This is a genomic window from Mesorhizobium temperatum (assembly GCF_002284575.1).
Classification (GTDB): domain Bacteria; phylum Pseudomonadota; class Alphaproteobacteria; order Rhizobiales; family Rhizobiaceae; genus Mesorhizobium; species Mesorhizobium temperatum.
On sequence record NZ_NPKJ01000041.1, the window covers coordinates 135,642 to 162,308 of the forward strand.

Here is a 26,667-nt window from a genome sequence, read left to right on the forward strand (position 1 = left end):
GTGCTATGTCTGCCACCGCTCGACGTTCGGATTCGATGATGAAGGGAGAGTTTCTTGCGACGGATACGCTGGAGTGTCGGCATCGTTCTTATTTCGGCTGCTGCTGCTGTCGGCGGGTGGTATCTGTGGCAGCCGGCCAAGGTTTCGGTCGTGATACCACAACGCGGCGACGCGGCGGAGATCGTTTACGCGAGTGGCTCCGTCGAGCCGCGAACCTGGGCCAAGGTGACTCCCGTGGTCCGCGAGAGGATCGTCGAGCAGTGTAACTGCGAGGGGTCGAGGGTTGCACAAGGCGACGTGCTCGCCAAGCTCGACGACAGCGAGGCCCGGGCCGTGCTTGGCGAGCTCGAAGCGCGTCAGGCACTTGCCCAGGAAGAGCTCCGGCGGCTGACCGTGCTTGCCGAAAGGCGTGCGGCGAGCCAGCAGGCGCTCGATCGTGCGCAGAGCGAGCTCGGCCAGATCGAAGCGCTGGTTGCCGGACAGAAAGCGCGACTCGACACCTACGTGTTACGTGCGCCGAGCGCCGGTGTCGTGCTCAGGCAGGACGGCGAGGTGGGTGAGGTCGCCGAGCTCGGCACGGTGTTGTTCTGGGTCGGCGAGCCGAAGCCGCTCCTGGTGGTCGCCGAAGTTAACGAGGAGGACATACCCCGGGTCGAGGTCGGCCAGCGCGCGCTGCTTAAATCCGATGCGTTCCTCAGGCAGAACCTGGAAGCGGTGGTCGACAGCATCACGCCCAAGGGCGATCCGGTGACGAAGACCTATCGCGTTCGTTTCCGCCTGCCGGACGATACGCCGCTCCGTATAGGCATGTCGACCGACGTGAACATCGTCATCCGCGTTTCGAAAAATGCGCTGCTGATCCCGTCCGCTGCGATGGATGGGAACAAGGTGTTCGTAGTCGAAGGCGACAAGGCCTGGCGACGTGAAATCCGAACGGGCATTCGCGGCACCAATGGCATCGAGGTTCTGTCGGGTGTCGATGAGAAGGCTCGCGTCATCTCGCCCTATCCCGCCGACCTCGCCGATGGAGGGCGCGTAAGTATCACCGCCGCTCAGGAGAGATAAAGCAACGATGCCTCTCATCTTCGACATCGCCATCACGCATATTGCCGGCCGCGGTCGCCAGACGCTGGTTGCCGTGATCGGCGTTGCGGTCGGTGTCGGATTCTCCATCGCCATGGCGGCGCTGATGCAGGGCGGGCAGGACGATTTCGTCAGGCAGCTCGTCGACACGATGCCGCATGTCGACATCACAGACGAGCAGCGCACCGCCCGCCGCCAGCCAGCCGAGGATGCCTTCGCGACAGTTGCGATCTCCGGGCTCAGGCCGCGTGACGATCGCCGCGGCATCATCAATCCGACCGCCGCGACTTCCTGGCTCGAGAGCTGGATTCCCGGCCGGTTCGCGACAAGCCTCAAAACGCAGGGTGTGATCCGCTATTCCAGCCGCGAAGTGGGTGCGGCGATCATTGGGATCGAACCGGAGCGCGAGTCCGGCGTGTCGCCGATCGTAGGAAACTTCGTCGAAGGCAGCTTTTCGGCACTTTCCGCGGGCGGCAATAACGTGCTCATCGGCGACACGATGGCGAGCCGGCTCGGCGCCGGGTTCGGCGACACGATAACGGCGGTTTCTTCCGAGGGGCTGACACGCAACTTCAAGATCGCTGGTCTGTTCCACACCGGCACCACTGCGCGCGACGAAGGTGAGGCCTATGTGCTTCTGAAGAACGCGCAGATCCTCTCCGCGCGTCCGAACGCTATCAACGAGATCCGCATCAAGCTCAACGATCCCAACCGCGCGCCGGCGGTGGCGCAGCGTGCCGAGGCCGAACTGGGCTATAAGGCCGTGGCGTGGCAGGAGGCGAATGAATCGATCCTCGAAGCGCTCGTCGTGCGCAACGTCATCATGTACACGGTTGTCGGCGCGATCATGCTGGTGGCTGGCTTCGGCATCTACAACATCATCTCCACCATCACGCATGAGAAGGCGCGCGACATCGCCATCATGAAGTCGCTTGGCTTTCCGGAGTCCGACATGCGCCGGCTCTTTCTGCTGGAAGGCGTGGTGATCGGCGCGGCCGGGTCCGTGCTCGGCGGGCTGCTCGGAGTTTCCATGACCTATGCACTGTCGCTGGTGCGTTTCGAGATCGCCGCGACCGGCCAGGAGATGACCCAGCTGCCGATCGCCTGGAGCTTGATGCACTACGTCATCGCGTCGGCTTTCGCGCTGGGCTCTGCGGCAGTGGCCGGCTACCTGCCGGCGCGCCGCGCGGCGCGCCTGAACCCCGTTGAGATCATCAGAGGCGCGTCATGAGCGCACTCATCGAGACCGAGAAACTGACGCGCGTGCTGCCCGAGACTGTTCCCGTCACGCTGGTCAAGGACATCACGCTCGCGATCAACGAGAGAGAATTCGTCGCCGTCACCGGTCCCTCCGGGTCCGGCAAATCCTCATTGCTCTATCTGCTCGGCCTGCTGGACCGGCCGACTGCTGGGACGTTGAGAATAGGCGGCCGCGACACCGAGCCGATGAATGAAAGGGAGCGCGCGCGGACCAGGCTTTCGATGCTGGGCTTCGTGTTCCAGTTTCATTTTCTGCTGCCGGAGTTCACGGCGCGCGAAAATGTCGAAATCCCAATGCGCAAGCTGGGCCGCCTGGCGCGGCCTCAGATGCGCGAACGGGCCGGGGAGCTGCTTTCATCCCTGGGGCTCGGCGAACATCTCGACAAGCGGCCCGACCAGCTCTCGGGCGGCCAGCGTCAGCGCGTCGCGGTGGCACGCTCGCTCGCCAACGACCCGCCGCTTATCCTCGCCGATGAGCCGACGGGGAGCCTCGACAGCAAGAGCTCCGAGCAGGTCTTCGCAATCCTGGAGAATCTTGTGCGCGAGCGCGGCAAGACCGTCGTGGCGGTTACGCATGATCTCGACATGGCGGCGCGCATGGATCGCCGCTTTCACATCGTGGACGGGAAGATCGGCTGATCAGCTTCTCCAGCGGGCCGAGGCGATGGGCAGGGCGCGTTGATCCGATCGAGGTCACCTTGGCGCCTTCCTTATGGGGTTTCTCAAGCACGCCTGGCGCTTGCAGTCGAAATACGAACCGTTAACTTAACTCAGAACGTCGAACTGGCGCCGTATCCAGGAGAACTGGAACATGACGCAGCGGCAGCGAATGCTCGTCACGACACTGCCTTTCTTGCCCGCTCGAACATGGGAATCACATTGTTGTTTGATGGCCGCTCGCCGTTGCCCGTCACCCGGTCGAGGTCGCCGCGCTTGCGAAGGCGGGCCGCATCCAGAAGCATGCTGCCGGCCCAGCGATAGACGTTGTTGTCGCGGACCATCTCGCGCATGGGCCGCATACGCTCGCGCTGTTCCTCCGGCGTCATGGTCAGCGCCTGCAGCAGCGCTTCGCTCGTCATGGCCGTATCGTAGGGATTGACTATCAATGCCTCCAGAAGTTCGCGCGAAGCGCCGGCAAAGGTGCTGAGCAACAGCACGCCCTGTTCGTCGTCGCGCGCCGCGACGAATTCTTTGGCCACCAAGTTCATGCCGTCATGCAGGCTGGTGACCATACATATATCGGCGGCTCGATAGATCTCGTAGACCTGTTCCTGGTTGTGATGCTTGTCCACCATCAGGACAGGACTGTAGTCCTCGCTGCCGTAGCGTTGGTTGAGCTGTTCGACATAGCGGCGGCATTCATCGTGGAGTTGCTTGTAAGCCGGGAGCGTGCCCCGGCTGGGCGCTGCGATCTGCAGGAGAACTAGTTTCCCGATCCATTCGGGATGTCTCGTGAACAATTCTTCCAGCACCTGGAAACGGTCGAGAATACCCTTCGTATAGTCGAGACGCTCGACGCCGACGCACAGTTTGACATCCGCTTTCAGTCCGATCCTCTCGCGCACGCGGGCGCGGCATTCGCCGACATCGGGCAGTTTCGCCAAAAGTTCGGCCGGCCATTCTATGGAGATGGGGTAGGCGTGCACCAGCGTCGTCCGTCCGCCGTAGGAGATCGCCGCATCGGCACGCTCTATACGGCTTTCCAGGAAGCGATCGACGCTTTCAGCGAAATTGTTGGCATGGAACTGGGTATGAAAGCCGATGATGGAGCTGCCGAGCAAGCCTTCCAGGATCCGTTCACGCCATGGACAGATGCTGTACACTTCCGAGTTGGGCCACGGGATATGCCAGAAAGTGATGACGATTGCCTCGGGCAGGCGCTCGCGGATCATGCGCGGCAAGAGCGCGAAATGGTAGTCCTGGACCAGCACAATCGGCCGCTCGTTGCGCGCTTCGGCAACCACCGTATCGGCGAACTTCCGGTTGACGGCCTCATAGGCTTCCCAATCCGACGCGCGAAAAATCGGGCGGGTGAAGGCGATATGGCAAAGCGGCCACAGACCTTCATTGGCGAAGCCCAGATAATAGCCCTGGTATTCTTCCTCCGTCAGCCAGACCCTTCGCAGCGCGTAGGACGGATTGCCAGGCGGCACTTCAATCCGGTCGTTCTTGTCGACCGTGAGACGGTCCGCTGTTCCGCCGCCATAGGCGATCCAGGTGCCGGCACAGGCTCGGGTGATCGGCTCAAGCGCCGAAACCAGCCCGCTGGCCGGTACCAAGAGCTCGACGCCGTCATCCTTGACGTTGTGGATGTAGGGCTCTCGGTTGGATACCACGATCACCTGCGTCTCCGGCAGATCGTCGGCCAGGATCTTGCGCAAGGTGTCCGGTGACCATGTGATCAGCGCTGCATCGGCCGAGTGGCCGTTCTTTTCAAACTCCCGCAGCACTTTGCGAGCCGCTTCCGAAGCCACGTCCTCGCCGGCGGTGTGTGAGACCGCTGGTGTGTGGCGGTGGCGACGATGGAATATCGAGAACACCACGGCAACAACGGAAAGGCCCAGGCTTGCAAGGATCAGAAACCATGGTACCTCTAAGCCATAGTCCGACATCAGAACAACGATTTTCCTCCGGCCGGTCGGCCGTTTTTCTTGTTTTTTCGAAGCCGGCCACTGGTGACAGGCCGCTGTGCGCCGGCATGGTTTTGCAACGCACGGATGGGGCCATCGGTTCCGGTAGTTGGAGCGACGCGGTCAATTCGATGCGCAAAGCCAAACTAGGTCCGTACGATGAGCGGCACTAAGCCCTCGTGCCGGTCGGCGAGAAAGGCGACGATCCTGTCGCCGACGCGCTGGAAGGTGAGATCCACCGCCTTTGCGCCAACGCCCAGATGCCTCAGCGTGAGCATGTCGATACCAATCGGCAGCCTGGGCCGGGTGACATGGATTTCGCCGTCCCAGCCGTCGATCTGCAGGCCGAGGCAGGCCTGCATCAGCATGAAGGCAGACCCAGCCGACCACGCCTGCGGCAAGCAGGCGACGGGATAGGCGATCGGCGCTTCGCCCGGCGCGCGGGTAAAACCGCAGAACAGTTCGGGCAGCCGCATGTTGAAATGGACCGCCGACGGCCACAGGCTGTCGACGAAGGCTATGTCGCCGGTGCGGTCCGCATAGGCGCAGGCGAGATGGATGTAGAGCGGCGTCGTATCGACACCGCCATAGTAGCGACCGAACGGGAGTTCCCGCAGCGCCGCCATTTCGCCTTTGCGGGTCTCGTGCATGATCTTGCCCGGCTGCGAATCGCTGAACGGCGATGTCTCTGTGGCTTGGTGCTGGGCAAGGAAGGCCGGCACGCCTCGCGCCAGGCCCGGGTTGAGCCACGGCATCTGCAAAGCGGAGATCACGCCGTCGCGGCCGAACGCCGTCGAAAACCAAGGAATGCCAGCATAGGGGTAGGGTCCTGTCGAAAGCTCCGTGGTCAGCAGCGCCACATCCGCGCGAGCGCGCTCGACCCAATCGTTGAAGACGCGCCCGGAGCTGTGCACCGTGGCACCATGGCGGCGCTTGGCCCGCATGCCGAAGCGAGCCCGGGCCGCGGCGGCGCGGAAGCGATCGCGGTTCGGCGCTTCCGCCACTTCGGGACCGACTTCGACATACAGCACCTTGCTGCTGCGCCTCGTCACGGCAATCAGGAAATCCGCACGGTCGGCCGTCAGATGGTCCGGCGCCTGCGAGAACGATATCGCCGACATCCGCGCCAGCCCGTCCAACCCATCGTAGCGAAGCAGGACGGAGCTCGCCTCCATCTCGGCAGTATGGGCCATGCCGCGCTTCAGCCTTGTCGAGCCGCGCACTTCGAACATGTCGCGGAAATCGGCGGCAAAATGCAGCGAAACGCGGATGGTGGAGTGTTCCTGGCTGTAATTGGAAAGGCTGATGCGTTCAAACAGCCGGTCCTGCCAAAGCAGCCTGACGCGTTCGATATCGATCGCGCCCTGCGGAATGTCCCGGCCGCGGACGCTCTGCATCGGCAGATTGGTCAGGTTGGAGGTGAAGAGCACATTGTCCTGGCTGAGCGATGCACCAAGCAGCGATGTCTGCCGGCCGCCGACGGTCAGCCGGAATTCGGAAAGCACTCGCGTGTCGTCACGGAAGAAACCGTCGCCGGCGCCGCGGATATCGCCGTAGGCGTCGGCCACGGCGAAGCAATCGCCTTGCTTGAGGGCGAACAGCCGATGCGGCTCTCGAGGTGCGGTGGCGTCCAGGGACGCAAGTGCTACGGCGGGATCAAGCTTGCGCTCGTCGAGTTGGGCCATTCGCTACATATCTCTCTCGTTTCGCCCCCCGAGGTAATGCCGCTCACGACCGCTCTTGCTTCGGCCGAGGCACCAATCAGGCGCGCGTAGGCGGAAACGTAGTCGCGGGTCATTCTTTTGGCGGAAAACCGCGTTTCGAAAACAGCTCGCACCTTCCTCCTGTCGAGCCGCAGCATGCCCGGCACCGATGCGACGGCGCCTTCCATGGAATCCACGATAAAACCGGTTATGCCTTGATCGACGATTTCCGGCATGGCGCCGGAATTCCAGGCGATCACCGGCGTGCCGCAGGCCATCGCTTCTATGACGGCAAGACCGAACGGCTCGGGCCAGTCGATCGGGAATACGAGGCCGGCCGCCTTGCCGAGGAATTCCGCCTTCTTGTCCTCCTCGATCTCGCCGACATAGTCGACACGGTCACCGTCGACCAGCGGTTCGATCATCTCTCGGAAATAGGCGCGGTCGTCGTCGCCGATCTTTGCCGCAAGCTTCAGTTTCAGCCCCGAGCGCAGCGCGATCTCGATGGCACGATCCGGACGCTTATCGCGCGACATCCGGCCAAGGAAGGCGAGGTAGGGCTCCCCTGGGCTCGGCTCGAAAACCGGTTTGTAGAGCTCGATAGGCAGCCCGTGGTGGATCGTCGTCAGCCAGTTGGCGTTGGCGAGCCCCGTTCTTTGGCTACGGGAAACGGAGATCATCGGAAAGCGCGGAAAACGCTCATAGGCCGGCGCCAGATCGACATAGTCGAGCCTGCCATGCGGCGTCGTCACCGTCCGCTCGGGCATGTGCTCGAAAAAAGAAAAATGCAGGAAATGGCTGAGGTGAAAATGAATGATATCAAATTCTTGAGATCGTTTCCTCACCTCGGAAAGCATCGAAAGGTGCGCGGCTGTCTCGGATTTCAGCGGGCGTGGGTCAAGACGCAGCGCACGCTCGCGACACGGCACCAATTTTGCCGACGTTTTTGTATCGCCACTGGCGAACAAGGTTACGTCATGGCCAAGCTCGACCAATCCTTCGGTCAGATAGGAGACAATGCGCTCCGTACCTCCATAGAGCCGAGGCGGTACGGATTCATGGAGCGGCGCCACATGGGCTATTCTCATAGTCTGGCATTTCCCTCAAAGATCATCGCTGAAGTCGAAATGCATCACCCCCCCGAACGTTCCCGCCACGGCAAGAAGTCGGGCGATGACTGGCGATTCACTCAGCCGACCCGTTGCCATTTAGCAAGGGTGGGCATTTTTTGCCGGGAACCAATTGGCTGGCCGTGAATTTAGTTAGGTTCGATCGAACGCATCGCGATCGACCGGGAGGAAACGATGAATCGCCTGCAGTTCTTTACGCCGGTGCGAATTTCGTGCGGGCAGGGGAAACCTGTCGAAGAAATCGACAGTGTCAACGAAGCGATGACGTTTTTGCGCCATTGGCCGAAAGGGCGGCGCGGCCCGGTGTACCAATGCGCGCTGAACTGCTGCGCTGCGGCTCTGGCGGGCCAGATGTCTGCCGAGGAAGCAAGAAAGGCTTTTACGGGCTTTGCCCGGATCACCCGGCTGCTGGATGACGACATGGCGCTGCCGATGGGCGGCGAAAAGATGGACAGCGTATACGCGCCGAGGCGATAGACGTCGCGACTGCTGAGGTTGGCCTCTGCTTGTCGGAGCCTGGCTTAGCTGAGCAAGCCGGTGCCCCCGAACCGCGCAACGCGACGCGCGATCTGCAGGGCCGATGCCCGGGTGCCTGGATCCAAGCCGGCCCTTATGGCAAGACCGAAATGCGCCCGAGAAGAGCCACCAGTTCCGCCTGACGTCTCGTTTCGGTCTTGGCGAACAGCGAGGCGAGCTGGGAGCGGATCGTGGTGCGGCTGAGGCGCCAACTGCGGGCGATCTCCAACGGCGCATCGCCCTGAGCCAAGCGCAGCGCAAGGTGCGTTTCTGCGCTCGTCAAGCCAAACATCCTTTGCAGTGTCTGAGGATTTGGCCCCGACCTGTTCTCACGGTCCAACAATGCCACAATGCTCGTTCCGTCAGGAGCGATAAGGCCGTTCTCTTTCAGTACCACCGGCCTGTCACCTCTGCTGCGGATCACCACCCAAGAGAGGGAGCCCGGCAGGAAATGGGCCGGAACATTCGCGATCAGCCGTTTTAGGGCTACCGAAAGCTCGCTGGCTGTATCAGCCGGCTCGCCCTGGCGCTCCAGCGTGGTTTGAGCGGCGGCATTCCATTCGATGACTTTTCTTTCGCGGTTCAGTACGAGATAGCCACAGCCGATGCGATCAAGCATCCCGGTGACGGATTCCAGGCTGCGTCTCCGCGGTTCGTCGACCCCTGCGTCCGGTCGATCTGATGCACCAATCGAATGATAAGCATATGCCGGCCGCATCATCTTTGCGCCTGGGTTATACTTGGCTCCTATTGTAACGTTCCGGTTGCCCGCGACGGCATCACTGTGTCTCTCGATCATAGTCATTTTTAACCTCCCCAAAGGTTCGTCAGCCCGTAGTAAATCGTTCGTGATTTACGAACAGTCTTCTTGCAAAGGGCTCGTAAAAAAACGGGCCCTACTACCTTGAAATTCGATCTATTCTGAGGAGTTATGACCAAGTCATGCTCCCCCCGCGAGATAAAATGCGCGCTGTGATAGTGGTATGGCAATCCGGCAGTCGTACTAGGTTGTACGTTTTTTGCTCTAGTCTCGACGGCCTAGTCAAAAGGTTGTAGTCTATGCCCATGAACTCGCAGTCGCGCAGGTCGGATTCGAACCCATCAGTCAGACTGCTAACTCACATTGCCTCCGTATTGGTGCTGGCTGCTACACTGATTTTTGAAACAAGAGCGTCAGTATATATTGGGGAGGGATCGAGTTTTCTGGAGTTTATACCAGCTATTATTATCATTTCCTACCTTGAAGACCGTGGGCCTGCGCTTGCGGCGACAATCCTGATGGTGGCTGCCGGCCTATGGGCACGAAGCACCCTGCATGGTCAGATATCCAGCGAAGATTGGGCGCGCGCCATTTTGCTTGTGGTTTCGGGCGGCGTGATTGCCGTGACGTTTCATCGGCTGCGGCAGGACTTGCGTGAGCTGCTGGAAGTAGCAGAAGCCAGACTCGCCGCCGTCGAAGCAACTGAAAGCCGCTACCGTTGGGCTTTCGAACGCGCCGCCATGGGATTCGCAAACACCAACGAGAAAGGTGAGCTGCTGCAATCCAACAGACGCCTCAGTGAGATGACTGGCTACGAGGAGGAGGAGCTTGCCCATTTGCGGCTCGAGACACTCGTTCATCCGGACGACCGTGATGCCTTGGAGCAGTTGCTGGCGGGCCTGGGTAACGACTCTGCTTCGTTCGCTTCGGAGGTTCGTCTGTTAAGAAAGAACGGTTCGGCATTCTGGGCGCGGCTAACCCTGTCTTCGTCCGTGCCTGACGGGGTTCTCTCAGAGAGCATCTTCGTGGTGGTCGACGATATCTCGGAACGACGAGCCGTACACGAAGCGCTTCGGGCTCAGAAGGAGTGGCTGGATCTCGCTTTGTCTGCCGGACGTTTGGCCACGTGGCGGATCGACCTTAAAGACGGGATCGTCACCGGCTCGGGCACGTTCTGGGACATTCTCGGCCTGCCCCCGGCCGCTAGCCGCCGTTTGGAGGAACTGTCAGCCGTCGTCCATCCGGTGGACTGGCCAAAGCTGGTAGCATCGAGAAAGCTCGCATCAGTCACGAACTACGACGTCGAGATTCGCGTCCGACGACCGGACGGACATATCCGCTGGGTTGCCCTGCGCGGAAGGGAAGAGAAATACGATGATCGTCTACAGCGGCTCGGCGTGGCCGCCGACCTGACCGAGCGACGACAAACCACGCTGCTGCGCGCCGCGGCAAAGAAGCGGGAGCGCATTATGCTCGAACAACGCCACAGGTTCAGCAACCTATTTCCTGTGATCACGGCGCTGGTGAAAATGGTCAATGTTCCGGAGAACAATGTCGCCAAGTACAAGGAGACGCTCATCGACCGGATTCGTTCGCTTGAGGCAACGCATCTGCTCCTTTCAGGCAACAGTAGCGCGTCGGGAATGCTCCACGATCTCGTTGTTCAGGAGTTGCAACCGTACATGGGGACACGCGATATATCAGTCAGCGGTCCCTCCGTTGCGATGTCAGGCGGCGCCGCCGAGAGCTTTGCGATGATTGTTCACGAGCTTGCGACCAATTCCCTGAAACATGGAGCGCTTGGCGATTCAAAAGGCCGGGTCGAGGTAAATTGGACATTCGCGTCTGAAGACGCACGCAGTGACATCGTGTTCGAGTGGGTGGAATCGGGGCGGCGGCGGACTTCAAAAGTTGTCCGTCATGGATTCGGTTCCATGATAATCGGAGTGGATGGGGCGCCGCTTGTCGGTTACTCGCCTAAGTTGGAAATGTCGGATCACGGGCTGCGATATTCGCTGCGGCTGTCGCGCAAGGAAATCGGCCCTTAACGCTTTGACGCAAAAATCGGGCTCGTTTCTAGAAGGCATAACGCGCAGGTTCAAAGCTTTAGAGCGTCCCTTGCGCGTCCAGGATGCGGCGCTCTAATTGACATCCCTCGTTAGCCAGGTCTTCAGCATAACGGCAGCCTCTGTTCGATTCCGTACCCCAAGCTCACGCAGAACCGCAGCGGCATGAATTTTCGTCGTCGCTTCGGCGATTTCCAGATCGCGCGCAATTTCCTTATTCGAGTACCCTTCCGCCATCAGCTTGAGGACCTCCTTTTGCCTAGAGGTCAGCCTGCCAAGATTGCCACTGGTGGTACGTCGGGGTGGGATATGCTCGGAGGGAGTAGGTACGTGAGTTGCCTGCGCGGCACCCGGGCGCGACAAAAGTGCAGGCACGTAGATGCGGCCCGAGAGGATTTCGTTGACGGCCATAACGACCTCCTCGTCTCTTTGCGACTTTACGATATAGCCGTGAAGTCCGATCGAGAGAGCCGTGAGTATCTCCGAGCGTGAATCGTTTCCGGAAACAATCGCAAATCGCGTATCCGGATAAGCCGACAGAATGCCGCTGAGCACTTCCTGATTGAACAATCCCGGCATGTTCAAGTCCAAGATCGCAAGATCAACGGACGCCTGTTCCGCCAACAGATTGAGTACGGCATCGAAACACGACGCCTCAAATATTTCCACACCTGGAATGCCTGCGGTCAGTGCCAATCGCAAGCCACGACGATACAAGCCGTGATCGTCGGCGATGACGATTCGATACATTGAACTACCCCAACCAAACCTAGACGGATGGAACGGTCATGGGCCTTAAAGTCGTGGCCAATCACTCGTCGATTCATCCAGTCAACGCCGCGGTGCCCCAACACCGCACGCGTCAGATTGTTAATATAATCCTAAATAACAGGTAAGGCTCCTCTTTTTTTTGACCCTGTGAACGAGAGCCGCTGACGTCGTCGCATGTGTCAAACGGCTTGCAAAACTGGCCCCCGATCGGCGTCCAATTTTGACCCCCTTGTGGCGATGGCCAGGTGCGACTTCCCGGTTCCGGTGCCGCCGATCAGCCCGCGCATTGAGCCGAACACAGTGGAACGTAGAGCGAGCGCCCTTGCGTTGGCTTCATGATCTGCGATCTTTCGTGCGAAATTGCGGCGCGAACTTGTTGGTCCTGTCGATGATCGGTAAACCCTCTCGCCTTTGCGGGAAGCGGCTGCTTTCCGTTAGCTACCGAAACATTATGATTTGCTTACGTATATGTGCCTTTTGATTAAAATGTAGCAAAATCGTGACGCAGGACCGAGAATTCTGGGATTGCCTTTACAAGGCTGGGATAGCGGAGGTGGGAAAAGCTGATATCCCCAATCATGAGGCAATATTCCTAGTCATGCGACAGATGAGAGGCTTGTGATCACCCCTTCCGTTGCATCATGTCTTCAAGCCTATGGCGACGAGTGTTTTTCGATTGCCCATCGAGAATTTTAATGAATTTGAGATACACTTAATGGGTACGCAATTGTCGGACACCGGGACCGGCAAGTCAGGAAGGGGGTCTGTCAGTGAGCGAAGAGATCAGTGTCGCCGAAGCCTACAGCAAAGGCCGCACCATCTTCATGGGGCTGGAGTTGCTCATCGCGCCCGGTGCGCTCGTTCCCCGGCCGGAGACGGAGTTGCTCGGCACGACCGCACTTGATGTTCTGAGTCAAATGAACCTGCCGGCGCCGCGCGTTATCGACATGTGCTGCGGGGCCGGCAATCTGGCCTGCGCCATCGCGCATTACGCCCCCACCGCGCTTGTCTGGGCGAGCGATCTCACCGATGGATGCGTCGAAGTCGCGCGCCGCAACGTCGCCCATCACGTCATGGCGGATCGCGTGTCGGTGCTTCAGGGCGACTTGTTCAGTGCTTTCTCGGGCTTGAAGCTAGATGGCACGATGGACGTGATCATCTGCAACCCCCCTTACATTTCGGAAAAGCGGCTCGAGGGCGACCGCGCGCATCTGACCGAACTCGAGCCGCGGGAAGCGTTTGCGGCCGGTCCCTACGGCCTGAGCATCCATATGCGGGTGATCAAGGACGCGCCACGTTACTTGCGGCGCGGAGGCATCCTGCTCTTTGAGGTAGGCCTCGGCCAGGACCGGCAGGTCATCAGTCTGCTGGAGCGTTCCAAGGCGTACGAAACTATCCGCGTGGTCACGAACGAAGCCGGCGAGGGCAGGGTGGTTATGGGACATACCACGCCGCAAGCGTGAGCGTGGCGAGACTGCGGCAGGCTCTGTTACGCTGTCGGCGGCGTAGAACAACGCTAGGCAAGATGTCGGCAATCAGTTTTGCTTGCGGAGAATATATTGCGCAATTCCTTGGATGGAATCGAGATTCTCCGGCAGGAGTTCGCTGTCTTCGACGGTGATACCGAAGGTCTCCTCGATGAAGCCGATAACCTCGAGTACCCCTGCCGAGTCGACGATGCCTTGGTCGAGAAGGGACGTGTGGCTCTCCAGAGCATCCGCGTCGGCCATGTAGAAATTCGACGCCAGGAAAGCGCGGATCTGATCCTTGCAGGTTTCGGCTCTATCCTTGGTAGACAACATTGAATTCTCCTCCGATACAAACGATGAATGCTGATCAATTTCATCCAGAAACCGCCTCATGACAGTGCCGTTTTTTTGAGTTTGCCCGTGTCCGTCATCGTTAGGCTGGGTACGATCACGATGGACTTCGGCACCATGAAGTTTTCCAATCGTCTCTGGCATTCTTTCTGCAACTGCCTTTCGCCGACGATTCTTCCTTGCTCGATCACGACGAAGGCTTTCACCGCTTGTCCGAACAACTCGTCCGGAACGCCAGGATTCCCACGAACTTCACGGATCGCCCCAGCTGTCAGCATTCGTGCCGCAGCTTCGAATGCGACCGCGCCGCCGAGCGAATGGCCGAGAAGTCTTATATGACCCGCAGACTGAGCGCGGCGGATCTGCTCGACCGCACCATCGCCCCCGGCCGAAATCTTTTCATCGATCATTCTGATGAAGCCGCGATCTTCGCCAAACGGCCGCGCTTGCTTCCCGTTGGCTGTCACATCGCGGCGCAGCCGATCGCGCCTGGCGTACCGCCAGCGACGCCGCTATTGGCTTAATTCGTCGCGTTCGCGGTTCTGGGCGATATCACGCAGCGAGGGGCAAAAAGATCAGTGGTTTGCGCTTACCCGGCCCTCTGATCAGCTTTTTGGCCTTTTCTTGGTTTATTCGGTGCTTTTGTAGGCCCGCTGGTGTCTGAGTCTTCGGCGGAGACAAAGCAGTATGCAAAGATATGTCCCCGGTTCTCGTCAGTTACGCGAATCCAATCCTTTTCCCACGTTCGGAGAGTAACATGTCGATCTGTCGACATGGCGGCGGCTCTGAAGGGGCTCGGCGCGTTGATGATACGCGCCGCGATCACATCATCGCCCTCCATTTGTTCGACGAGGTATGTCCGCATAATGCCTCCCCAGGCCCGCTGCAACTTTAACGTCGGTCAAAGCGTTCGGTTGCAGCGTAGCAAAGAGATTTTTGACAAATGTGACGAACCGACGAGGCCGCTGCTCGGCCGTTCCGAGAACGGCAGAGATGGCCCAAGCTCTCATCCGTCGGGGTCGGCATTGACGGAAGGCCGCTTACGGATCGCTTACATCTCGAGATCTTGCCGCCGCGCTTGATGAGAAAAGGAAACCTGCGTCAAGGTGACGGGCGAGGGTTAGCGCTGGATGGACCAAGCGGCGCGCAGGTCGTTGGCCTGGGCGGTCCTGAGGCCGCAAGCAGTCAGGGCGCCTTTGGTCGCCGTTACGAGCGCGGCATTGTCCTTGGCGGTTGTGCCGTCGGCCAGAGTAAAATTGTTCTCGAACCCGACGCGGGCATGGCCGCCCAGCAGCGCACCGGCCGTAACGCAAGCGGTTTCTTCCCGACCGAAGGCGCAGACCATCCAGTGCGCGAAGCGTGGGCGGTCATGCGCAAGGAAGGGAAGCAGGTCGGCCGGTCGCGAAACCTGTCCCGGCGTGTAGCGGCCGAGCACATAGAGCACCGGGATGTCGTCGAAAGGCACCAGCCCGCGCTGCTGCATGGCGGCTAGGGCCGAAGCCTCTTCGGGCGCGTAGAGGATCATCTGAGGGGCGATCCGCTCGCTCTTCAGCCACCACAGGAACTCCGCGAAAGCGGTCTCGTGGGCAGCGTCCGGCACCAGTTCGCGCAGCGCCAGCGAAACCGCCTCAGGGCGGGTAGCGCGAACAATCGCCATCTGCTCGGCCGGCTGGTATCGGCCGACCGCTTCGCTGGTGATCTGGATGATCAGCCGCTCGCCTACCGCATCGCGTATCGCTTTCGTCGTCTCGCGATAAGCGTGCGCGTCGAGCAAATGGCCGCCATCGCGATCGCGGACATGCGTATGGATCATAGCGGCACCCGCCTCGAGGCAGGCGGCGGCGGTCCGGGCCAGTTCCTGGGGGTCGATCGGCAGGGCAGGGTGGTCTTGCTTGCCACGCCGTCCACCATTCGGCGCAACGGCGATCGCCGTCGGTGCGATAAACCCGGGGCCGGTCACGTCCCTGTCGACGGTCATAGGTGCAGTCCAATCGTTTCAGTATTGCGCACTATGTAACATATGTTGCATGATAGGTTCGCTCCAAATCGCGCCATCGTCAATCGAGGAAAGCATGACACACATCCTGCATCGCCAGATCCATGCGACCCTGCCCGTCGCGGCTGGCGGCAAGGGTATCGAACTCTTCGACCGCGATGGCCGCGCCTATATCGACGCGTCAGGCGGCGCGGCGGTTTCCTGCCTCGGCCACAGCCATCCCGACGTGACGGCCGCGCTCCACGCACAGGCCGACAAGCTCGCCTATGCCCACACCAGCTTCTTCACCAACGAGCCGGCCGAGACATTGGCCGACAAGCTCGTCGCTGGCGCACCGCAAGGTATTAGCCACGCCTATTTCGTGTCCGGCGGCTCCGAAGCGGTGGAGGCGGCGCTCAAGATGGCACGGCAGTTTTTCGTCGAAACTGGCAAACCCGAGCGGCGAAACGTCATCGCCCGCCGACAAAGCTATCACGGCAACACGCTCGGCGCTCTTGCTGTCGGGGGTAATGAGTGGCGCCGCGCCCAATTCCGCCCGTTGCTGATCGACACGCATCACGTCGAGCCATGCTATGCCTACCGCTTCCAGGAAGCCGGTGAGAGCGAGGGGGCCTACGGCCTGCGCGCCGCCAAGGCGCTCGAGGATAAAATTCTCGAACTCGGTCCGGACACCGTCATGGCCTTCGTCGCGGAACCTGTCGTCGGCGCGACAGCAGGAGCGGTGCCTGCCGTTCCTGGCTATTTCGGGCGCATCCGGGAAATCTGTGACCGCTACGGTGTGCTCCTCATCCTCGACGAGGTGATGTGCGGCATGGGCCGCACCGGGACGCTGCACGCATGCGAGCAGGACGGTGTCGCGCCCGACCTGATGACAATCGCCAAAGGCCTCGGCGGAGGCTACCAGCCTATTGGTGCGGTGCTGCTTTCACGCCGCATCTTCGACGCGTTCGCCGAAGGCTCCGGCTTTTTCCAGCACGGCCACACCTACATATGCCATCCGATGGCCTGCGCAGCAGCCCTTGCCGTCCAGGAGGTGATCGCTCGCGACGATCTGCTCGCCAATGTTCGGGCGATGGGCGCACACCTTTCGCGGCGACTGGGCGAACGGTTCGGCAACCATGCCCATATCGGCGACATTCGCGGGCGTGGCCTTTTCATGGGACTTGAGCTGGTCGAAGACCGGTCGTCGAAAGAGCCGTTCGATCCGGACCGCAAACTAAATGGGCGCGTCAAGCGCGAGGCGATGGCGCGCGGACTGCTGGTCTATCCCGCGGGGGGCACGATCGACGGCGTCCGCGGCGATCATGTGCTGCTTGCGCCGCCCTTCATCATAGACGCCGCAGCAATCGATGCGGTTGTCGAACGGCTCGGCGACGCGATAGACGCTGCAGTGGCATAGCGCCAGCGCCCTTCATTCCGGCAGATAGGCACCGAACGCCTGTAACTCCAATTCCGTCTCCCTGACACGAGCCGCGGCTGCCGGCCCGCTGCGCGCCAGCATCGTTGCAGCCAGCGCTTCCACGATAGCCATAGCTGCGGCTACCGACGGGAAGAAAGACGGGCTGTCGGTAGAGAATCGCAATGTAACGTCCGCATGCCGCGCGATCGGAGCAGCCACGCTGTCGACGATCGCGATAATCGGAACGCTGTGTCGTTGCGCAGCCTCCATCACCGGCCCGAGTTCACGCGAATAGGGCGAAAAGCCGATCGCGACGACCGCTTCCCTCTTTCCAAGCGCTGCGAGTTCCGCCTCGATCGCACCGCCGTCGCCGCCGAGCAGCGTGACGTCGCGCCGAAACATCCGGCAGAGATAGACGAGCGCGTGGGCGGGCGCGCGGCAGCTTCGGAACCCGGCGACGCGTATGCGCTGTGCCTTCTCCAGTATCGCGCAAGCCCTTGCTATTTCTTCGCTGCCGTTGGCCGCTTCGGCCGCCGCCAGATTGGCAACCGTCGTCCTCAGCGATTCCGCGAAAATCGCCTCCGACCCGCGCTTGACAAGCGCATCGGCCCTTGCCGCGAAAGGCGCCTTGCCGGAGCGCAGCCGGTCCTCGAACGGCTTGCGCAGCGCCGCCCAATCACCGAAGCCCAGCCGCCGCGCCAATCGCACGAAGGTCGTCGGTGTCACCTCTGATCGCGCGGCCAGAACCCGCATGGAAACCAGCGCCACCTCGTCGGGATGATCGACCAGGAATCGCGCCGCCTTGCGCAGTTCTGAGCTCAATTCGGGGAGTTCGGTCAATATGCGCGCCAGAATCGCGTCGAAACCCATCTCCCGCGTATTCATTGTAACAAGCATTTCCCTTGATTGATAAAGCGCAACAATCGTAGCATGCATCGACGTGCCTTGACACTAAAACACCGGACGGCCGCGACGGCACGCAAAGTACCAAGGGAGAACCAGATGAAACATGCCCGGACTGCACGCCATGGAGCGCAGATCGCCGCCTTGTCGGCCGCGCTGCTGTTTTCGGCCAGCGCAATGGCGCAGCAGAATTTCGTTACCATCGGGACCGGTGGCGTCACCGGCGTCTACTACGCCGCCGGCGGTGCTATCTGCCGCCTGCTCAACAAGGATCGTAAGACACACGGCATCCGCTGCTCGGTCGAATCGACCGGCGGATCGGCATTCAACGTGAACACGATCAAGGAAGGCGAACTCGACTTCGGCATGGCCCAGTCCGACGTCCAGTACAACGCCTACAAGGGGCTGGAATCATTCAAGGACGGTGGCGCCCATACCGACCTGCGCGCGGTTTTCTCGATCCATCCGGAGCCGTTCACGGTCCTGGCGCATCCGAATGCCGGCGTGACGAAATTCGAGGACTTCAAGGGCAAACGTTTCAACGTCGGCAATCCCGGTTCCGGGACACGCGCTTCCATGGAACGTCTGCTCAGTGCGATGGGCTGGACGTTGGCCGACTTTTCGCTCGCATCGGAGTTGAAGGCTGACGAGCACGGCCCGGCGCTCTGCGACGGCAAGATCGACGGGTTCTTCTACGGCGTCGGCCATCCTTCCGCGAACATCCAGGATCCGACGACCACCTGCGGTGCCAAGCTGGTGCCGTTGACTGGAGAAGTCGTGGACAAGCTCGTCGCCGAGAATCCTTACTACGCCAAGGCGATCATCCCAGGCGGCCTTTACGCAAACAATCCCGACGATACCGGGACTTTCGGCGTGCTCGCCACGCTGGTGACTTCGGCCAAGGTTCCCGATGAGAGCGTCTATCAATTGACCAGGGCGGTGTTCGAGAATTTCGACGAGTTCAAGTCGCTGCATCCAGCCTTCGCCAATCTCGATCCGGCCAAGATGGTGTCGGAGGGGAATTCCGCGCCGCTGCATCCGGGCGCTGAAAAATACTTCAAGGAGAAGGGCTGGCTGAAGTAAGCTTCGTGACCTGACGACAGTCCGGCGGATCCAGCGGACCCGCCGGGCCATCCGCAACAGGAGGCGTCATGAGCGAAGTGAGGGGACAACCGGCCGGCGTCGATCTCGAAGAGCTCGAACAGCTTGTCGCGGAGGCTGATACGGGTGGCCGGCATCCGAGCGGAATAGTCGCTCGAATCCTGCTCTGGGTTGCAGTTGCCTGGTCGCTTTTCCAGCTCTGGTACGCTTCGCCTTTGCCGTTCGTGTTCGGCTTCGGCATCCTCAATGATACGGAAGCGCGCGCCATCCATCTCGGCTTCGCGCTGTTTTTGACGTTCCTCGCCTATCCGGCGCTGAGATCCTCTCCCCGCGATCGTGTGCCGCTGCTTGACTGGGTGCTGGCCGTGGTCGGCGGGTTTGCCGGCGCCTACCTCTTTCTCTTTTACGTCCAGCTTTCCGGACGGCCGGGGCAGCCGACCACGCTCGATCTCGTTACCGGCACCGTTGGCATCCTGTTGCTTCTCGAGGCGACGCGCCGCGCGCTCGGCCTTCCGATGGTGGTCGTGGCATGTGTCTTCATCTTCTACACCTTTGCCGGCCAGTACATGCCGGACGTGATTCAGCATCGCGGCGCATCGCTCAACAAGTTTCTCAACCATCAATGGCTGACCACCGAAGGCGTCTTCGGGATTGCACTTGGTGTGTCGACGAGCTTCGTCTTTCTCTTCGTCCTGTTCGGTACGCTTCTGGAAAAGGCAGGCGCAGGCAACTGGATGATGCAGATCTCCATCGCGCTGCTCGGCCATCTGCGCGGCGGCCCTGCGAAAGTCGCCGTGGTCTCATCGGCTCTCAACGGCGTCGTGTCCGGCTCGTCCGTCTCCAATGTGGTTTCAGGCGGCATCTTCACCATCCCGCTGATGAAGCGCACCGGCCTTTCCGGCGTCAAGGCGGGTGCCATCGAGGCTTCAGCCTCGATCAACGGCCAGATCATGCCGCCGGTCATGGGTGCGGCCGCCTTCCTGATGGTCGAATATGTTGGCATTCCCTATTCGGAGATCGTCAAGCACGCGCTGTTGCCGGCGGTCTTCTCCTATATCGCGCTGCTCTATATGGTTCATCTCGAAGCGATAAAGATGGGCCTGAAGACGATCCCGCAGCGTCCGACGCCGGCAAGAGAACGGATGCTGCGGATGGGGCTGGGACTGTCCGGCAGCGTTCTCGCCGTCTGTATCGTCTATTACGGCATCGTTGCGATCCAGGCTGTCTTCGGCGGGACCGCGCCGCCGGTGCTCGCAATCGCCGGCGTCGCTCTCTACGTCACCTCCGTCTGGTATTCCTCCCGCTATCCGGACCTCGCACTCGACGATCCGAACGCGCCAATCCTGGAACTGCCGCGCGCCTGGGACGTCACGCGGACCGGGCTCGATTTCCTCATCCCGATCGCGGTGCTTCTGTGGTGCCTGATGGTCGAGCAGATGTCGCCCGGCCTCTCGGCATTCTGGGCGACCCTGTCGATCCTCGGTATCGTCGCCACCCGCAAGCCGCTGATGGCCGTGTTCCGTAAAGAAAACCTCGCCGCCTCAGTGCGGGCTGCCTGGGACGACCTGATCGACGGGCTGGCGCTCGGCGCCCGCAACATGATCGGCATCGGTATCGCCACGGCCACCGCCGGCATCGTCGTCGGCACGATCACGCTGACCGGTCTTGGCCTGATGATGACGGAACTCGTCGAGTTCATCTCCGGCGGCAACGTCATCCTGATGCTGATCCTCATCGCCGCGATCAGCCTTGTGCTCGGCATGGGTATTCCGACCACCGCAAATTACATCCTGGTCGCGACGCTGATGGCGCCGGTGGTGGTCGATCTCGGCGCGCAGGCCGGACTGCCAATCCCGCTGATCGCGGTCCATCTCTTCGTCTTTTACTTCGGCATCATGGCCGACATCACCCCGCCCGTCGGGCTGGCGGCCTTCGCTGCGGCGGCGATTTCCAAGGAAGACCCGATCGCCACCGGCTTCCAGGGCGCGCTCTATTCGCTGCGCACGGCGATCCTGCCGTTCGTCTTCATCTTCAATCCGGCGATCCTGCTGATCGGAGTCGACACCTGGCCCCAGACGATCTGGGTGGCTACCGTGTCGTTGATTGCAATATTGCTGTTTTCGGCCGCGACCATGAACTGGTTCGTGATCAAAAGCCGTCTGTGGGAAAGTGCGGCGCTGCTGCTCATCTGCTTCACGCTGTTTCGGCCGGACTGGTGGCTCAATCAGGTGTCGCCGCCTTACGAGGAATTGCCGGCGAGCGAGTTCCTGTCGGCGGTCGCGCAGACGCCGGCCGATGGCCGCATCAATTTCGTCGTCGAGGGCGTCGACCTCATGGGCGAAGATGTACGCAAAACGGTCAACGTGCCGCTCGGCGAGCCGGGCGAGCCGCTGGAGCGGCTGCGCGGCATCGGTCTTACCATCACGCAAGCGGGCGACGCGCTGATGATCAGCAATGTCGATTTCGGATCCTACGCCAAACGCATTGGGCTGGATGTCGGATATGACGTCGTGGCCGTGCTCAGAAAGGCCGACCAGCCCTCGAGCCTCATTCCGATCGGCCTGGCGCTCGCTGCGGCCACCGGCGTCGCCGGGCTGCAGTTTGCGCGGGCGCGCAAGCAGGCGGACAGGAAGGAAACCGGGCCGGCGCGCTGAGTCTGAAGCGGTTGATAACAGATGGTGGGGGGTCGATTCCGGTAGGGGGCGAAATGACACCCCAAGCGCCATGGCAACGTTCCCACGACGGGGATATGGCCGGTTTCCGCCATACAACGGTGATTGGACGGGCACCTAGTAGACGGGCATGGTGCGACTCATTGCTGTCGTCCGGGACGTTCCCATTCAGAGCGCTTTTAAGTGCATTCCGGGTCATTCGCGTTCGTGCATGCTATACTTCACCCTGGCTCCAAAGCAGCCATTGATGGCTAGGATTTCTGTTCGTCTCCGGAACCAATGCCGATGGGCAGGTCAGATCGACAGCAATTCAACAGCGGGTCCTTGGACGAGACGGATCAGCTCGCCCTCGGTCGTGAGGCTTACGAAGAAAGGGCGTGGGACGACGCCTATCGGTTCCTCTCGCACGCCGATGAAGCGGCTCCGCTCGCAGTGGACGATCTCGAACGGCTTGCGATGTCGGCCTATTTGACCGGGCGCGACGAGGAGTACCTGCGGGTGCTGGAGCGAACCCATCGTGCATATCTCGACGCTGGCAAGTGTCATCGCGCCGCCCGTTGCGCCTTCTGGCTTGGCCTGCGCCTTGTCTTTCGCGGGGAGATGGCTCAGGCGGCCGGCTGGTTTGGGCGGGCGCATCGGCTGCTCGAACGCGAGCCAGATGATTGTGCCGAACAGGGTTACCTGATGCTGCCCCACGTCGAACAGCATCTTGCTTTGGGCGACCTTGAAGCGGCCTACGCTGCGGCGAGCGGCGCAGTCGAGATTGGCGAGCGCTTTGCGGACGCGGATCTGGTGGCCTGTGCACGGCACTTGCAGGGCCGTGTTCTGTTGCGACAGCGGCGAACCGCGGAAGGTTTCGCGCTCCTCGACGAGGCGATGGTTTCGGTCACGGCCGGCGAATTGTCGCCGCTGCTTACCGGCTTGATCTACTGCAGCGTGATCGAAGCGTGTCAGCAAGTCCATGCTCTGGGCCGCGCACGCGAATGGACCTCCGCCCTGGGGCGATGGTGCGCCGAACAGTCCCAGCTGATCAGTTTCAGCGGCACCTGCCTGATGCATCGCGCCGAGATCAAGCGGCTCAGCGGCGCATGGCAGGACGCGGTCGACGAAGCGCAGCAGGCCGTAGAGCGTTTGACGCAGTCGAACAATCGGAAAGATACTGCTGGGGCGTGGTATCAGCTGGCGGAAGTACACCGCCTTCGCGGAGACTTTGACGCGGCCGAGCAGGCATATCGGAGTGCAAGCCAATATGGCTTCGAACCGCAGCCGGGCCTTGCCCTGTTGCGGTTGGCCGAAAGGCACATCGATGCGGCTGCGGCCGCAATCCGGCGCGTCATGGCGGCGACGACCGACCAAGTGAAGCGCATTCGGCTGCTGCCTGCTCACGTCGAGATCATGCTGGCGGCTGACGACATCGAGGAAGCACGGGGTGCCTGCCACGAACTGGCGGACGTTGCAGAAAGCTACGGAACCGAACCGCTGCGCGCCCTTGCCGCCCACGCGCGGGGGGCGGTGGAAATGGCAGAAGGCGAAGCGCAGGCTGCGGTGGTTTGGCTGCGCCAGGCACTCGAGGGGTGGCAGCAAGTCGAAGCGCCATACGAAGCAGCGCGCGTAGGCGTCATGATAGGCCAGGCTTGCCGCGCGCTCGGTGACAACGACGGTGCGGCACTGGAGTTGGAGGCAGCCCGGACAGTGTTCCAGCAGCTCGGTGCCACGCCGGACGTTTCTCGCGTCGATAGCCTGCTTGACGTGCGGCCGGACGAAGCCCGCGGCCTCTCTGCCCGCGAACTGCAGGTTCTCCGCCTGATCGCTTCCGGTAAAACCAACAAGGAAATCGCCAACGAACTGCATTTGAGCGGGAAGACAGTGGACAGGCACGTCAGCAATATTTTCAACAAGCTCGATGTCCCCACTCGCACCGCAGCCACCGCCTGGGCTTACGAACACCGCCTCATCTGATCGCGTCTGGCGTGGGTGGAATCACCCACGCATCGCCGGCGCCGATTGGGTGGTTCGCCCGAAGCGCCGCCTCCCTTCCGCCTTAACCTAGCTTGCACCTGAAACTGACCGGTCATGGACGCGCGGCGCCTCGGCGCGGGTCGCCCACAGATCGCGGGACGCACTGTGATAGCGCTGCAAACATCCGACCACAACGAAAGGAGCAAGCGATGTCAAATGCCGATAACGGGATGCGGGTCGCAGGCGCCTGGCTCGCGATCGCATCTGTTCTCCTGGGATTGGTCCTTATCGGCCACGGGCCAATCCATCCCGACCTCGCCCATCAAATGCAGGTCATCGCCAATGGCGTCACCCTGTGGGTGGTCGTGCATTGGGCCGCCGCGACAGCACTGTCGCTGTTCGTAGTCGCGAGCCTGATCGTGCTCACCGCGGGCTCTCGCCTGACCGAACGCTGGTGGACCCTATCCGCCTGGGCGGTGGTGCCGGTCGGCGCCCTCTGGACGATGACCACCGCCGTGGTCGAGGCCACCACCGTCGCCGATGCCGTCGCCGCCAACGATATGGCGCGATTCACGACCTGGTGGGCGTTTGCCGAAGGCAAAGCCAACGGCTTTATGTTCCTGTGTCTGGCAGTTGCCGTGATCGCCGGCAATGAGGCGCTGAGCCGGCAACAGGTAACGCCGACTTGGGCGTCACTGGTCGGAGTTGTGGCCGGGCTTGCGGCCTTTGTCGGCTGGCCGTTGGGCATGTGGTTCGGAATCGGGCTGGGCAGCCTCGTCTGGGTTGCGTCGTCCTTCGTGATGGCCCTTTGGACGTTGTGGTTCGGGTTGGGGCTCGCGCGAGCCGAGAACAGCGCGTCAACCGCTCGCAGCGCGCGCTCCAGCGCGTGAGCAACCCAAGAGGCCAGGCGGCACGTGCAAGACGAAATCGTCCTATCAACATGAGGGAGGCCATTGATGACTCACGTTGAAGACTACACCGCCACTCCGGCGGCATTTGAATCGAACCGCATATCCGGAGAAGCTGCCCGCAAGCGGTTGCTCGCCGGGCTGTCGATTACCGAACGGCGGCTCGAATTGGCCGGCATCTCGACCGTGCTACTGGAAGGCGGCGCGGGACCACCGGTCGTGCTTTTGCACGGCCCAGGAGAATATGCAGCAAAGTGGCTGCGAATTCTTCCGGATCTTGTGAGAACACATCACGTGATCGCGCCGGATCTGCCGGGCCATGGCACGTCGGGGACCATCGAGGGTCCGGTCCATCCCGATCGTGTTCTCGCGTGGCTTGGCGAACTCATCGAACGCACCTGCCCGACACCGCCCATTCTTGTCGGCCAAATTCTCGGCGCCGCAATTGCCGCTCGCTTTGCCGCCAAGCACGGTAACCAGCTCCGCTGCCTGGTGCTGTCGGATGCGCTCGGCCTCGCGCCGTTTCAGCCGGCGCCTGAATTTGGCGCGGCGCTCTCCGCGTTCATCATCGAGCCAAGTCCGGAAAACCATGATCGCCTCTGGCAGCGGTGCGCCTTCGACCTCGACTCGCTGCGCGATCGGATGGGCGAAAGCTGGGACCATCTGCGGGCCTACAATCTCGATCGCGCGCAGGCGCCGGAGTTGAAGCCGACCCAGCAAAGTCTGATGGAGCAATTTGGATTTCCTGCAATCCCATCAGAGGAACTGGCGCGCATCAGAATCCCGACCGTCCTGATCTGGGGGCGGCATGACCTTGCCACTCCATCGCCTGTAGCCGAAGCAGCGAGCCTCCGGCTACAGGTGGCCGCTCCACATTATCGACGGCGCAGCCGACGATCCGCCGATCGAGCAGCCTGCCGCATTTGTCAAGGTGCTACGCGCTGCGCTTAACGAGGCCGAATCCGCGGCTCCTCAGGCGCTGCCGGACACACGTGAGGCTTGGGACCGAATTGCCTCGGGTTACGATCGTACGAATACCGAAACACAGATGTGGCTTGGCAATGAGAGTCTGGTCAGGGCAGGGCTCCGCCCGGGTATGCGCCTTCTTGACATTGCATCCGGCAGCGGCGCGCTCAGTATCCCGGCAGCTCGGATCGGTGCCGAGGTGGTCGCCGTCGACCAGTCGCCCGTCATGCTCCGCCTGCTGCGAGAGCGCGTCAGCCGGGAAAGCCTGGAAATCGATACCCGCGTAATGGACGGGCATGCGCTCGCCTTTGACGACGACAGCTTCGAAGTGGCGGGATCTCAGTTTGGGGTCATGCTCTTTCCCGACATGCCGAGGGGCATTCGGGAGATGGCGCGGGTCGTCAAACCTGGAGGGCGGGTGCTGGTCAATGCCTATGGCGACCCGAATCGAATTGACTTCCTCGCTTTCTTGGTTGGGGCTGTTCAATCGGTACGCCCGGAGTTTAATGGTCCGCCAATGGACCCGCCGCCAGTGCCGTTTCAGCTCAGCGATCCGGAGCGGCTTGCCCGCGAACTGGCGAAGGCCGGACTGAAGGACGTCAATGTCGAGACGATCACCGAGAGCACGGCGTTCAAGTCAGGTGCTGAGCTATGGGATTGGATCGTGTGGAGCAATCCAATTGTCGAGGAAGTGCTTGGCAGCCTCGCGTTGAGCGAAGGCGAGCGCGGAGTCATTCGCCAGACGCTCGATCGCATGGTGCGCGACCGGGCCGGCGATGACGGCTCGGCCATCCTGAGAAACCCCGTCAATATTGGCATCGGGACCAAGTGACCGCGCGGCCATTGATGGCGCGACGCTCGCGCCTCGGCCATGCCGTCGCGGAACGACGGAAAGAAGGATACGATGTACCGCCGGAGCTTCTGGCGCACATCTCGCCGCTGGGCTGGGCGCACATTTTACTGACTGGCGAGTATCTGTGGCCGAAGGAGCAGAACGCTTAGAGTGTCATTTCGCCCCCTACCG

At 61.4% G+C, this 26,667-nt stretch carries 22 protein-coding genes and 1 pseudogene; 14 read left to right on the plus strand and 9 right to left on the minus strand.

Features of this window, described 5'->3' with window-relative positions:
• Positions 1–54 precede the first annotated feature (54 nt).
• The 3 genes from CIT26_RS12650 to CIT26_RS12660 are packed head-to-tail and all read left to right on the plus strand — an operon-like array spanning position 55 to position 2,982.
• Complete coding sequence (locus tag CIT26_RS12650; protein ID WP_095492890.1) at positions 55–1,065, plus strand: efflux RND transporter periplasmic adaptor subunit; 1,011 nt, start codon at positions 55–57, stop codon at positions 1,063–1,065.
• A 7-nt stretch (positions 1,066–1,072) separates the two neighbouring features.
• Positions 1,073–2,314 carry an ABC transporter permease gene (locus tag CIT26_RS12655; protein ID WP_095492891.1) on the plus strand — a complete coding sequence of 414 codons (1,242 nt, stop codon included), beginning with the start codon at positions 1,073–1,075 and terminating at the stop codon, positions 2,312–2,314.
• Positions 2,311–2,982 (plus strand): ABC transporter ATP-binding protein, encoded by a 672-nt coding sequence (locus CIT26_RS12660; protein ID WP_095492892.1) that lies wholly within the window; start codon positions 2,311–2,313, stop codon positions 2,980–2,982. The genes CIT26_RS12655 and CIT26_RS12660 overlap by 4 nt, the downstream gene beginning before the upstream one ends.
• Before the next feature lie 197 nt (positions 2,983–3,179).
• Here the strand turns inward: CIT26_RS12660 and CIT26_RS12665 are convergent, their stop codons facing one another.
• From CIT26_RS12665 to CIT26_RS12675, 3 genes are all read right to left on the minus strand, one after another.
• Positions 3,180–4,955 carry an alpha,alpha-trehalose-phosphate synthase (UDP-forming) gene (locus CIT26_RS12665; protein ID WP_095492893.1) on the minus strand — a complete coding sequence of 592 codons (1,776 nt, stop codon included), beginning with the start codon at positions 4,953–4,955 and terminating at the stop codon, positions 3,180–3,182.
• Between the two features lie 164 nt (positions 4,956–5,119).
• A complete protein-coding gene (locus tag CIT26_RS12670; RefSeq protein WP_095492894.1) occupies positions 5,120–6,658 on the minus strand; it encodes a glycogen debranching N-terminal domain-containing protein in 1,539 nt (512 codons plus the stop codon).
• Positions 6,619–7,764: a glycosyltransferase family 4 protein gene (locus CIT26_RS12675; RefSeq protein WP_095492895.1), complete on the minus strand. Its 1,146-nt coding sequence runs from the start codon at positions 7,762–7,764 to the stop codon at positions 6,619–6,621. The genes CIT26_RS12670 and CIT26_RS12675 overlap by 40 nt, the downstream gene beginning before the upstream one ends.
• A gap of 216 nt (positions 7,765–7,980) precedes the next feature.
• Here CIT26_RS12675 and CIT26_RS12680 point away from each other — a divergent pair, with 216 nt between their 5' ends.
• A complete protein-coding gene (locus CIT26_RS12680; protein WP_095492896.1) occupies positions 7,981–8,283 on the plus strand; it encodes a DUF982 domain-containing protein in 303 nt (100 codons plus the stop codon).
• Between the two features lie 133 nt (positions 8,284–8,416).
• Here CIT26_RS12680 and CIT26_RS12685 read toward each other — a convergent pair whose 3' ends face one another.
• On the minus strand, positions 8,417–9,127 hold the full coding sequence (locus tag CIT26_RS12685) for a helix-turn-helix transcriptional regulator (RefSeq protein ID WP_095492897.1): 711 nt from the start codon (positions 9,125–9,127) through the stop codon (positions 8,417–8,419).
• Positions 9,128–9,600: 473 nt separating this feature from the next.
• Here CIT26_RS12685 and CIT26_RS12690 point away from each other — a divergent pair, with 473 nt between their 5' ends.
• Positions 9,601–11,130, plus strand: coding sequence for a PAS domain S-box protein (locus CIT26_RS12690; RefSeq protein WP_342587010.1), 1,530 nt, complete (start codon positions 9,601–9,603; stop codon positions 11,128–11,130).
• Between the two features lie 93 nt (positions 11,131–11,223).
• Here CIT26_RS12690 and CIT26_RS12695 read toward each other — a convergent pair whose 3' ends face one another.
• On the minus strand, positions 11,224–11,898 hold the full coding sequence (locus CIT26_RS12695) for a LuxR C-terminal-related transcriptional regulator (RefSeq protein ID WP_095492898.1): 675 nt from the start codon (positions 11,896–11,898) through the stop codon (positions 11,224–11,226).
• 791 nt (positions 11,899–12,689) lie between these two features.
• Here CIT26_RS12695 and CIT26_RS12700 point away from each other — a divergent pair.
• A complete protein-coding gene (locus tag CIT26_RS12700; protein ID WP_095492899.1) occupies positions 12,690–13,382 on the plus strand; it encodes a N5-glutamine methyltransferase family protein in 693 nt (230 codons plus the stop codon).
• A gap of 72 nt (positions 13,383–13,454) precedes the next feature.
• Here the strand turns inward: CIT26_RS12700 and CIT26_RS12705 are convergent, their stop codons facing one another.
• From CIT26_RS12705 to CIT26_RS12725, 3 genes are all read right to left on the minus strand, one after another.
• Positions 13,455–13,721 (minus strand): acyl carrier protein, encoded by a 267-nt coding sequence (locus tag CIT26_RS12705; RefSeq protein WP_095492900.1) that lies wholly within the window; start codon positions 13,719–13,721, stop codon positions 13,455–13,457.
• Positions 13,722–13,777: 56 nt separating this feature from the next.
• A complete protein-coding gene (locus tag CIT26_RS37545) occupies positions 13,778–14,149 on the minus strand; it encodes an AMP-binding enzyme (RefSeq protein WP_245319381.1) in 372 nt (123 codons plus the stop codon).
• A gap of 710 nt (positions 14,150–14,859) precedes the next feature.
• The gene (locus CIT26_RS12725) at positions 14,860–15,717 is read right to left on the minus strand and encodes a beta-keto acid cleavage family enzyme (protein ID WP_095492901.1); all 858 of its coding nucleotides are present in this window, start codon (positions 15,715–15,717) and stop codon (positions 14,860–14,862) included.
• A 94-nt stretch (positions 15,718–15,811) separates the two neighbouring features.
• On the opposite strand from CIT26_RS12725, the gene CIT26_RS12730 reads away from it, so the two are divergent.
• Entirely contained in the window at positions 15,812–17,134 is a 1,323-nt protein-coding gene (locus CIT26_RS12730; protein ID WP_095493064.1) for an aspartate aminotransferase family protein, read from the plus strand.
• 12 nt (positions 17,135–17,146) lie between these two features.
• On the opposite strand, the gene CIT26_RS12735 is transcribed toward CIT26_RS12730, so the two are convergent.
• Positions 17,147–18,019 carry a MurR/RpiR family transcriptional regulator gene (locus CIT26_RS12735; RefSeq protein WP_167391384.1) on the minus strand — a complete coding sequence of 291 codons (873 nt, stop codon included), beginning with the start codon at positions 18,017–18,019 and terminating at the stop codon, positions 17,147–17,149.
• Between the two features lie 117 nt (positions 18,020–18,136).
• On the opposite strand from CIT26_RS12735, the gene CIT26_RS12740 reads away from it, so the two are divergent.
• The 7 genes and pseudogenes from CIT26_RS12740 to CIT26_RS38745 form a co-directional block, all read left to right on the plus strand.
• Positions 18,137–19,120: a TAXI family TRAP transporter solute-binding subunit gene (locus tag CIT26_RS12740; protein ID WP_095492903.1), complete on the plus strand. Its 984-nt coding sequence runs from the start codon at positions 18,137–18,139 to the stop codon at positions 19,118–19,120.
• A gap of 164 nt (positions 19,121–19,284) precedes the next feature.
• The gene (locus tag CIT26_RS12745) at positions 19,285–21,792 is read left to right on the plus strand and encodes a TRAP transporter permease (protein ID WP_167391394.1); all 2,508 of its coding nucleotides are present in this window, start codon (positions 19,285–19,287) and stop codon (positions 21,790–21,792) included.
• Positions 21,793–22,134: 342 nt separating this feature from the next.
• A complete protein-coding gene (locus CIT26_RS38275; protein ID WP_280951110.1) occupies positions 22,135–23,769 on the plus strand; it encodes a response regulator transcription factor in 1,635 nt (544 codons plus the stop codon).
• A gap of 209 nt (positions 23,770–23,978) precedes the next feature.
• On the plus strand, positions 23,979–24,659 hold the full coding sequence (locus CIT26_RS12755) for a hypothetical protein (protein WP_095492906.1): 681 nt from the start codon (positions 23,979–23,981) through the stop codon (positions 24,657–24,659).
• A gap of 66 nt (positions 24,660–24,725) precedes the next feature.
• Complete coding sequence (locus CIT26_RS12760; RefSeq protein ID WP_206072756.1) at positions 24,726–25,628, plus strand: alpha/beta fold hydrolase; 903 nt, start codon at positions 24,726–24,728, stop codon at positions 25,626–25,628.
• A complete protein-coding gene (locus CIT26_RS12765) occupies positions 25,609–26,475 on the plus strand; it encodes a class I SAM-dependent methyltransferase (RefSeq protein ID WP_206072757.1) in 867 nt (288 codons plus the stop codon). Before CIT26_RS12760 ends, CIT26_RS12765 begins: the two co-directional genes overlap by 20 nt.
• Positions 26,476–26,507: 32 nt before the next feature.
• Positions 26,508–26,645, plus strand: a pseudogene (locus CIT26_RS38745) (Tn3 family transposase); the annotation flags it as partial.
• Positions 26,646–26,667: the final 22 nt, after the last annotated feature.

What these genes read in the sequence shown, in the direction of transcription:
- CIT26_RS12655 (WP_095492891.1), top strand. Translation starts at nt 1,073, where the DNA reads ATGCCTCTCATCTTCGACATCGCCATCACGCATATTGCCGGCCGCGGT.
- CIT26_RS12660 (WP_095492892.1), top strand. Translation starts at nt 2,311, where the DNA reads ATGAGCGCACTCATCGAGACCGAGAAACTGACGCGCGTGCTGCCCGAG.
- CIT26_RS12665 (WP_095492893.1), bottom strand. Translation starts at nt 4,955, where the DNA reads ATGTCGGACTATGGCTTAGAGGTACCATGGTTTCTGATCCTTGCAAGC.
- CIT26_RS12670 (WP_095492894.1), bottom strand. Translation starts at nt 6,658, where the DNA reads ATGGCCCAACTCGACGAGCGCAAGCTTGATCCCGCCGTAGCACTTGCG.
- CIT26_RS12675 (WP_095492895.1), bottom strand. Translation starts at nt 7,764, where the DNA reads ATGAGAATAGCCCATGTGGCGCCGCTCCATGAATCCGTACCGCCTCGG.
- CIT26_RS12680 (WP_095492896.1), top strand. Translation starts at nt 7,981, where the DNA reads ATGAATCGCCTGCAGTTCTTTACGCCGGTGCGAATTTCGTGCGGGCAG.
- CIT26_RS12685 (WP_095492897.1), bottom strand. Translation starts at nt 9,127, where the DNA reads ATGACTATGATCGAGAGACACAGTGATGCCGTCGCGGGCAACCGGAAC.
- CIT26_RS12690 (WP_342587010.1), top strand. Translation starts at nt 9,601, where the DNA reads ATGGTGGCTGCCGGCCTATGGGCACGAAGCACCCTGCATGGTCAGATA.
- CIT26_RS12695 (WP_095492898.1), bottom strand. Translation starts at nt 11,898, where the DNA reads ATGTATCGAATCGTCATCGCCGACGATCACGGCTTGTATCGTCGTGGC.
- CIT26_RS12705 (WP_095492900.1), bottom strand. Translation starts at nt 13,721, where the DNA reads ATGTTGTCTACCAAGGATAGAGCCGAAACCTGCAAGGATCAGATCCGC.
- CIT26_RS37545 (WP_245319381.1), bottom strand. Translation starts at nt 14,149, where the DNA reads ATGATCGATGAAAAGATTTCGGCCGGGGGCGATGGTGCGGTCGAGCAG.
- CIT26_RS12725 (WP_095492901.1), bottom strand. Translation starts at nt 15,717, where the DNA reads ATGACCGTCGACAGGGACGTGACCGGCCCCGGGTTTATCGCACCGACG.
- CIT26_RS12730 (WP_095493064.1), top strand. Translation starts at nt 15,812, where the DNA reads ATGACACACATCCTGCATCGCCAGATCCATGCGACCCTGCCCGTCGCG.
- CIT26_RS12735 (WP_167391384.1), bottom strand. Translation starts at nt 18,019, where the DNA reads ATGAATACGCGGGAGATGGGTTTCGACGCGATTCTGGCGCGCATATTG.
- CIT26_RS12740 (WP_095492903.1), top strand. Translation starts at nt 18,137, where the DNA reads ATGAAACATGCCCGGACTGCACGCCATGGAGCGCAGATCGCCGCCTTG.
- CIT26_RS12755 (WP_095492906.1), top strand. Translation starts at nt 23,979, where the DNA reads ATGTCAAATGCCGATAACGGGATGCGGGTCGCAGGCGCCTGGCTCGCG.
- CIT26_RS12760 (WP_206072756.1), top strand. Translation starts at nt 24,726, where the DNA reads ATGACTCACGTTGAAGACTACACCGCCACTCCGGCGGCATTTGAATCG.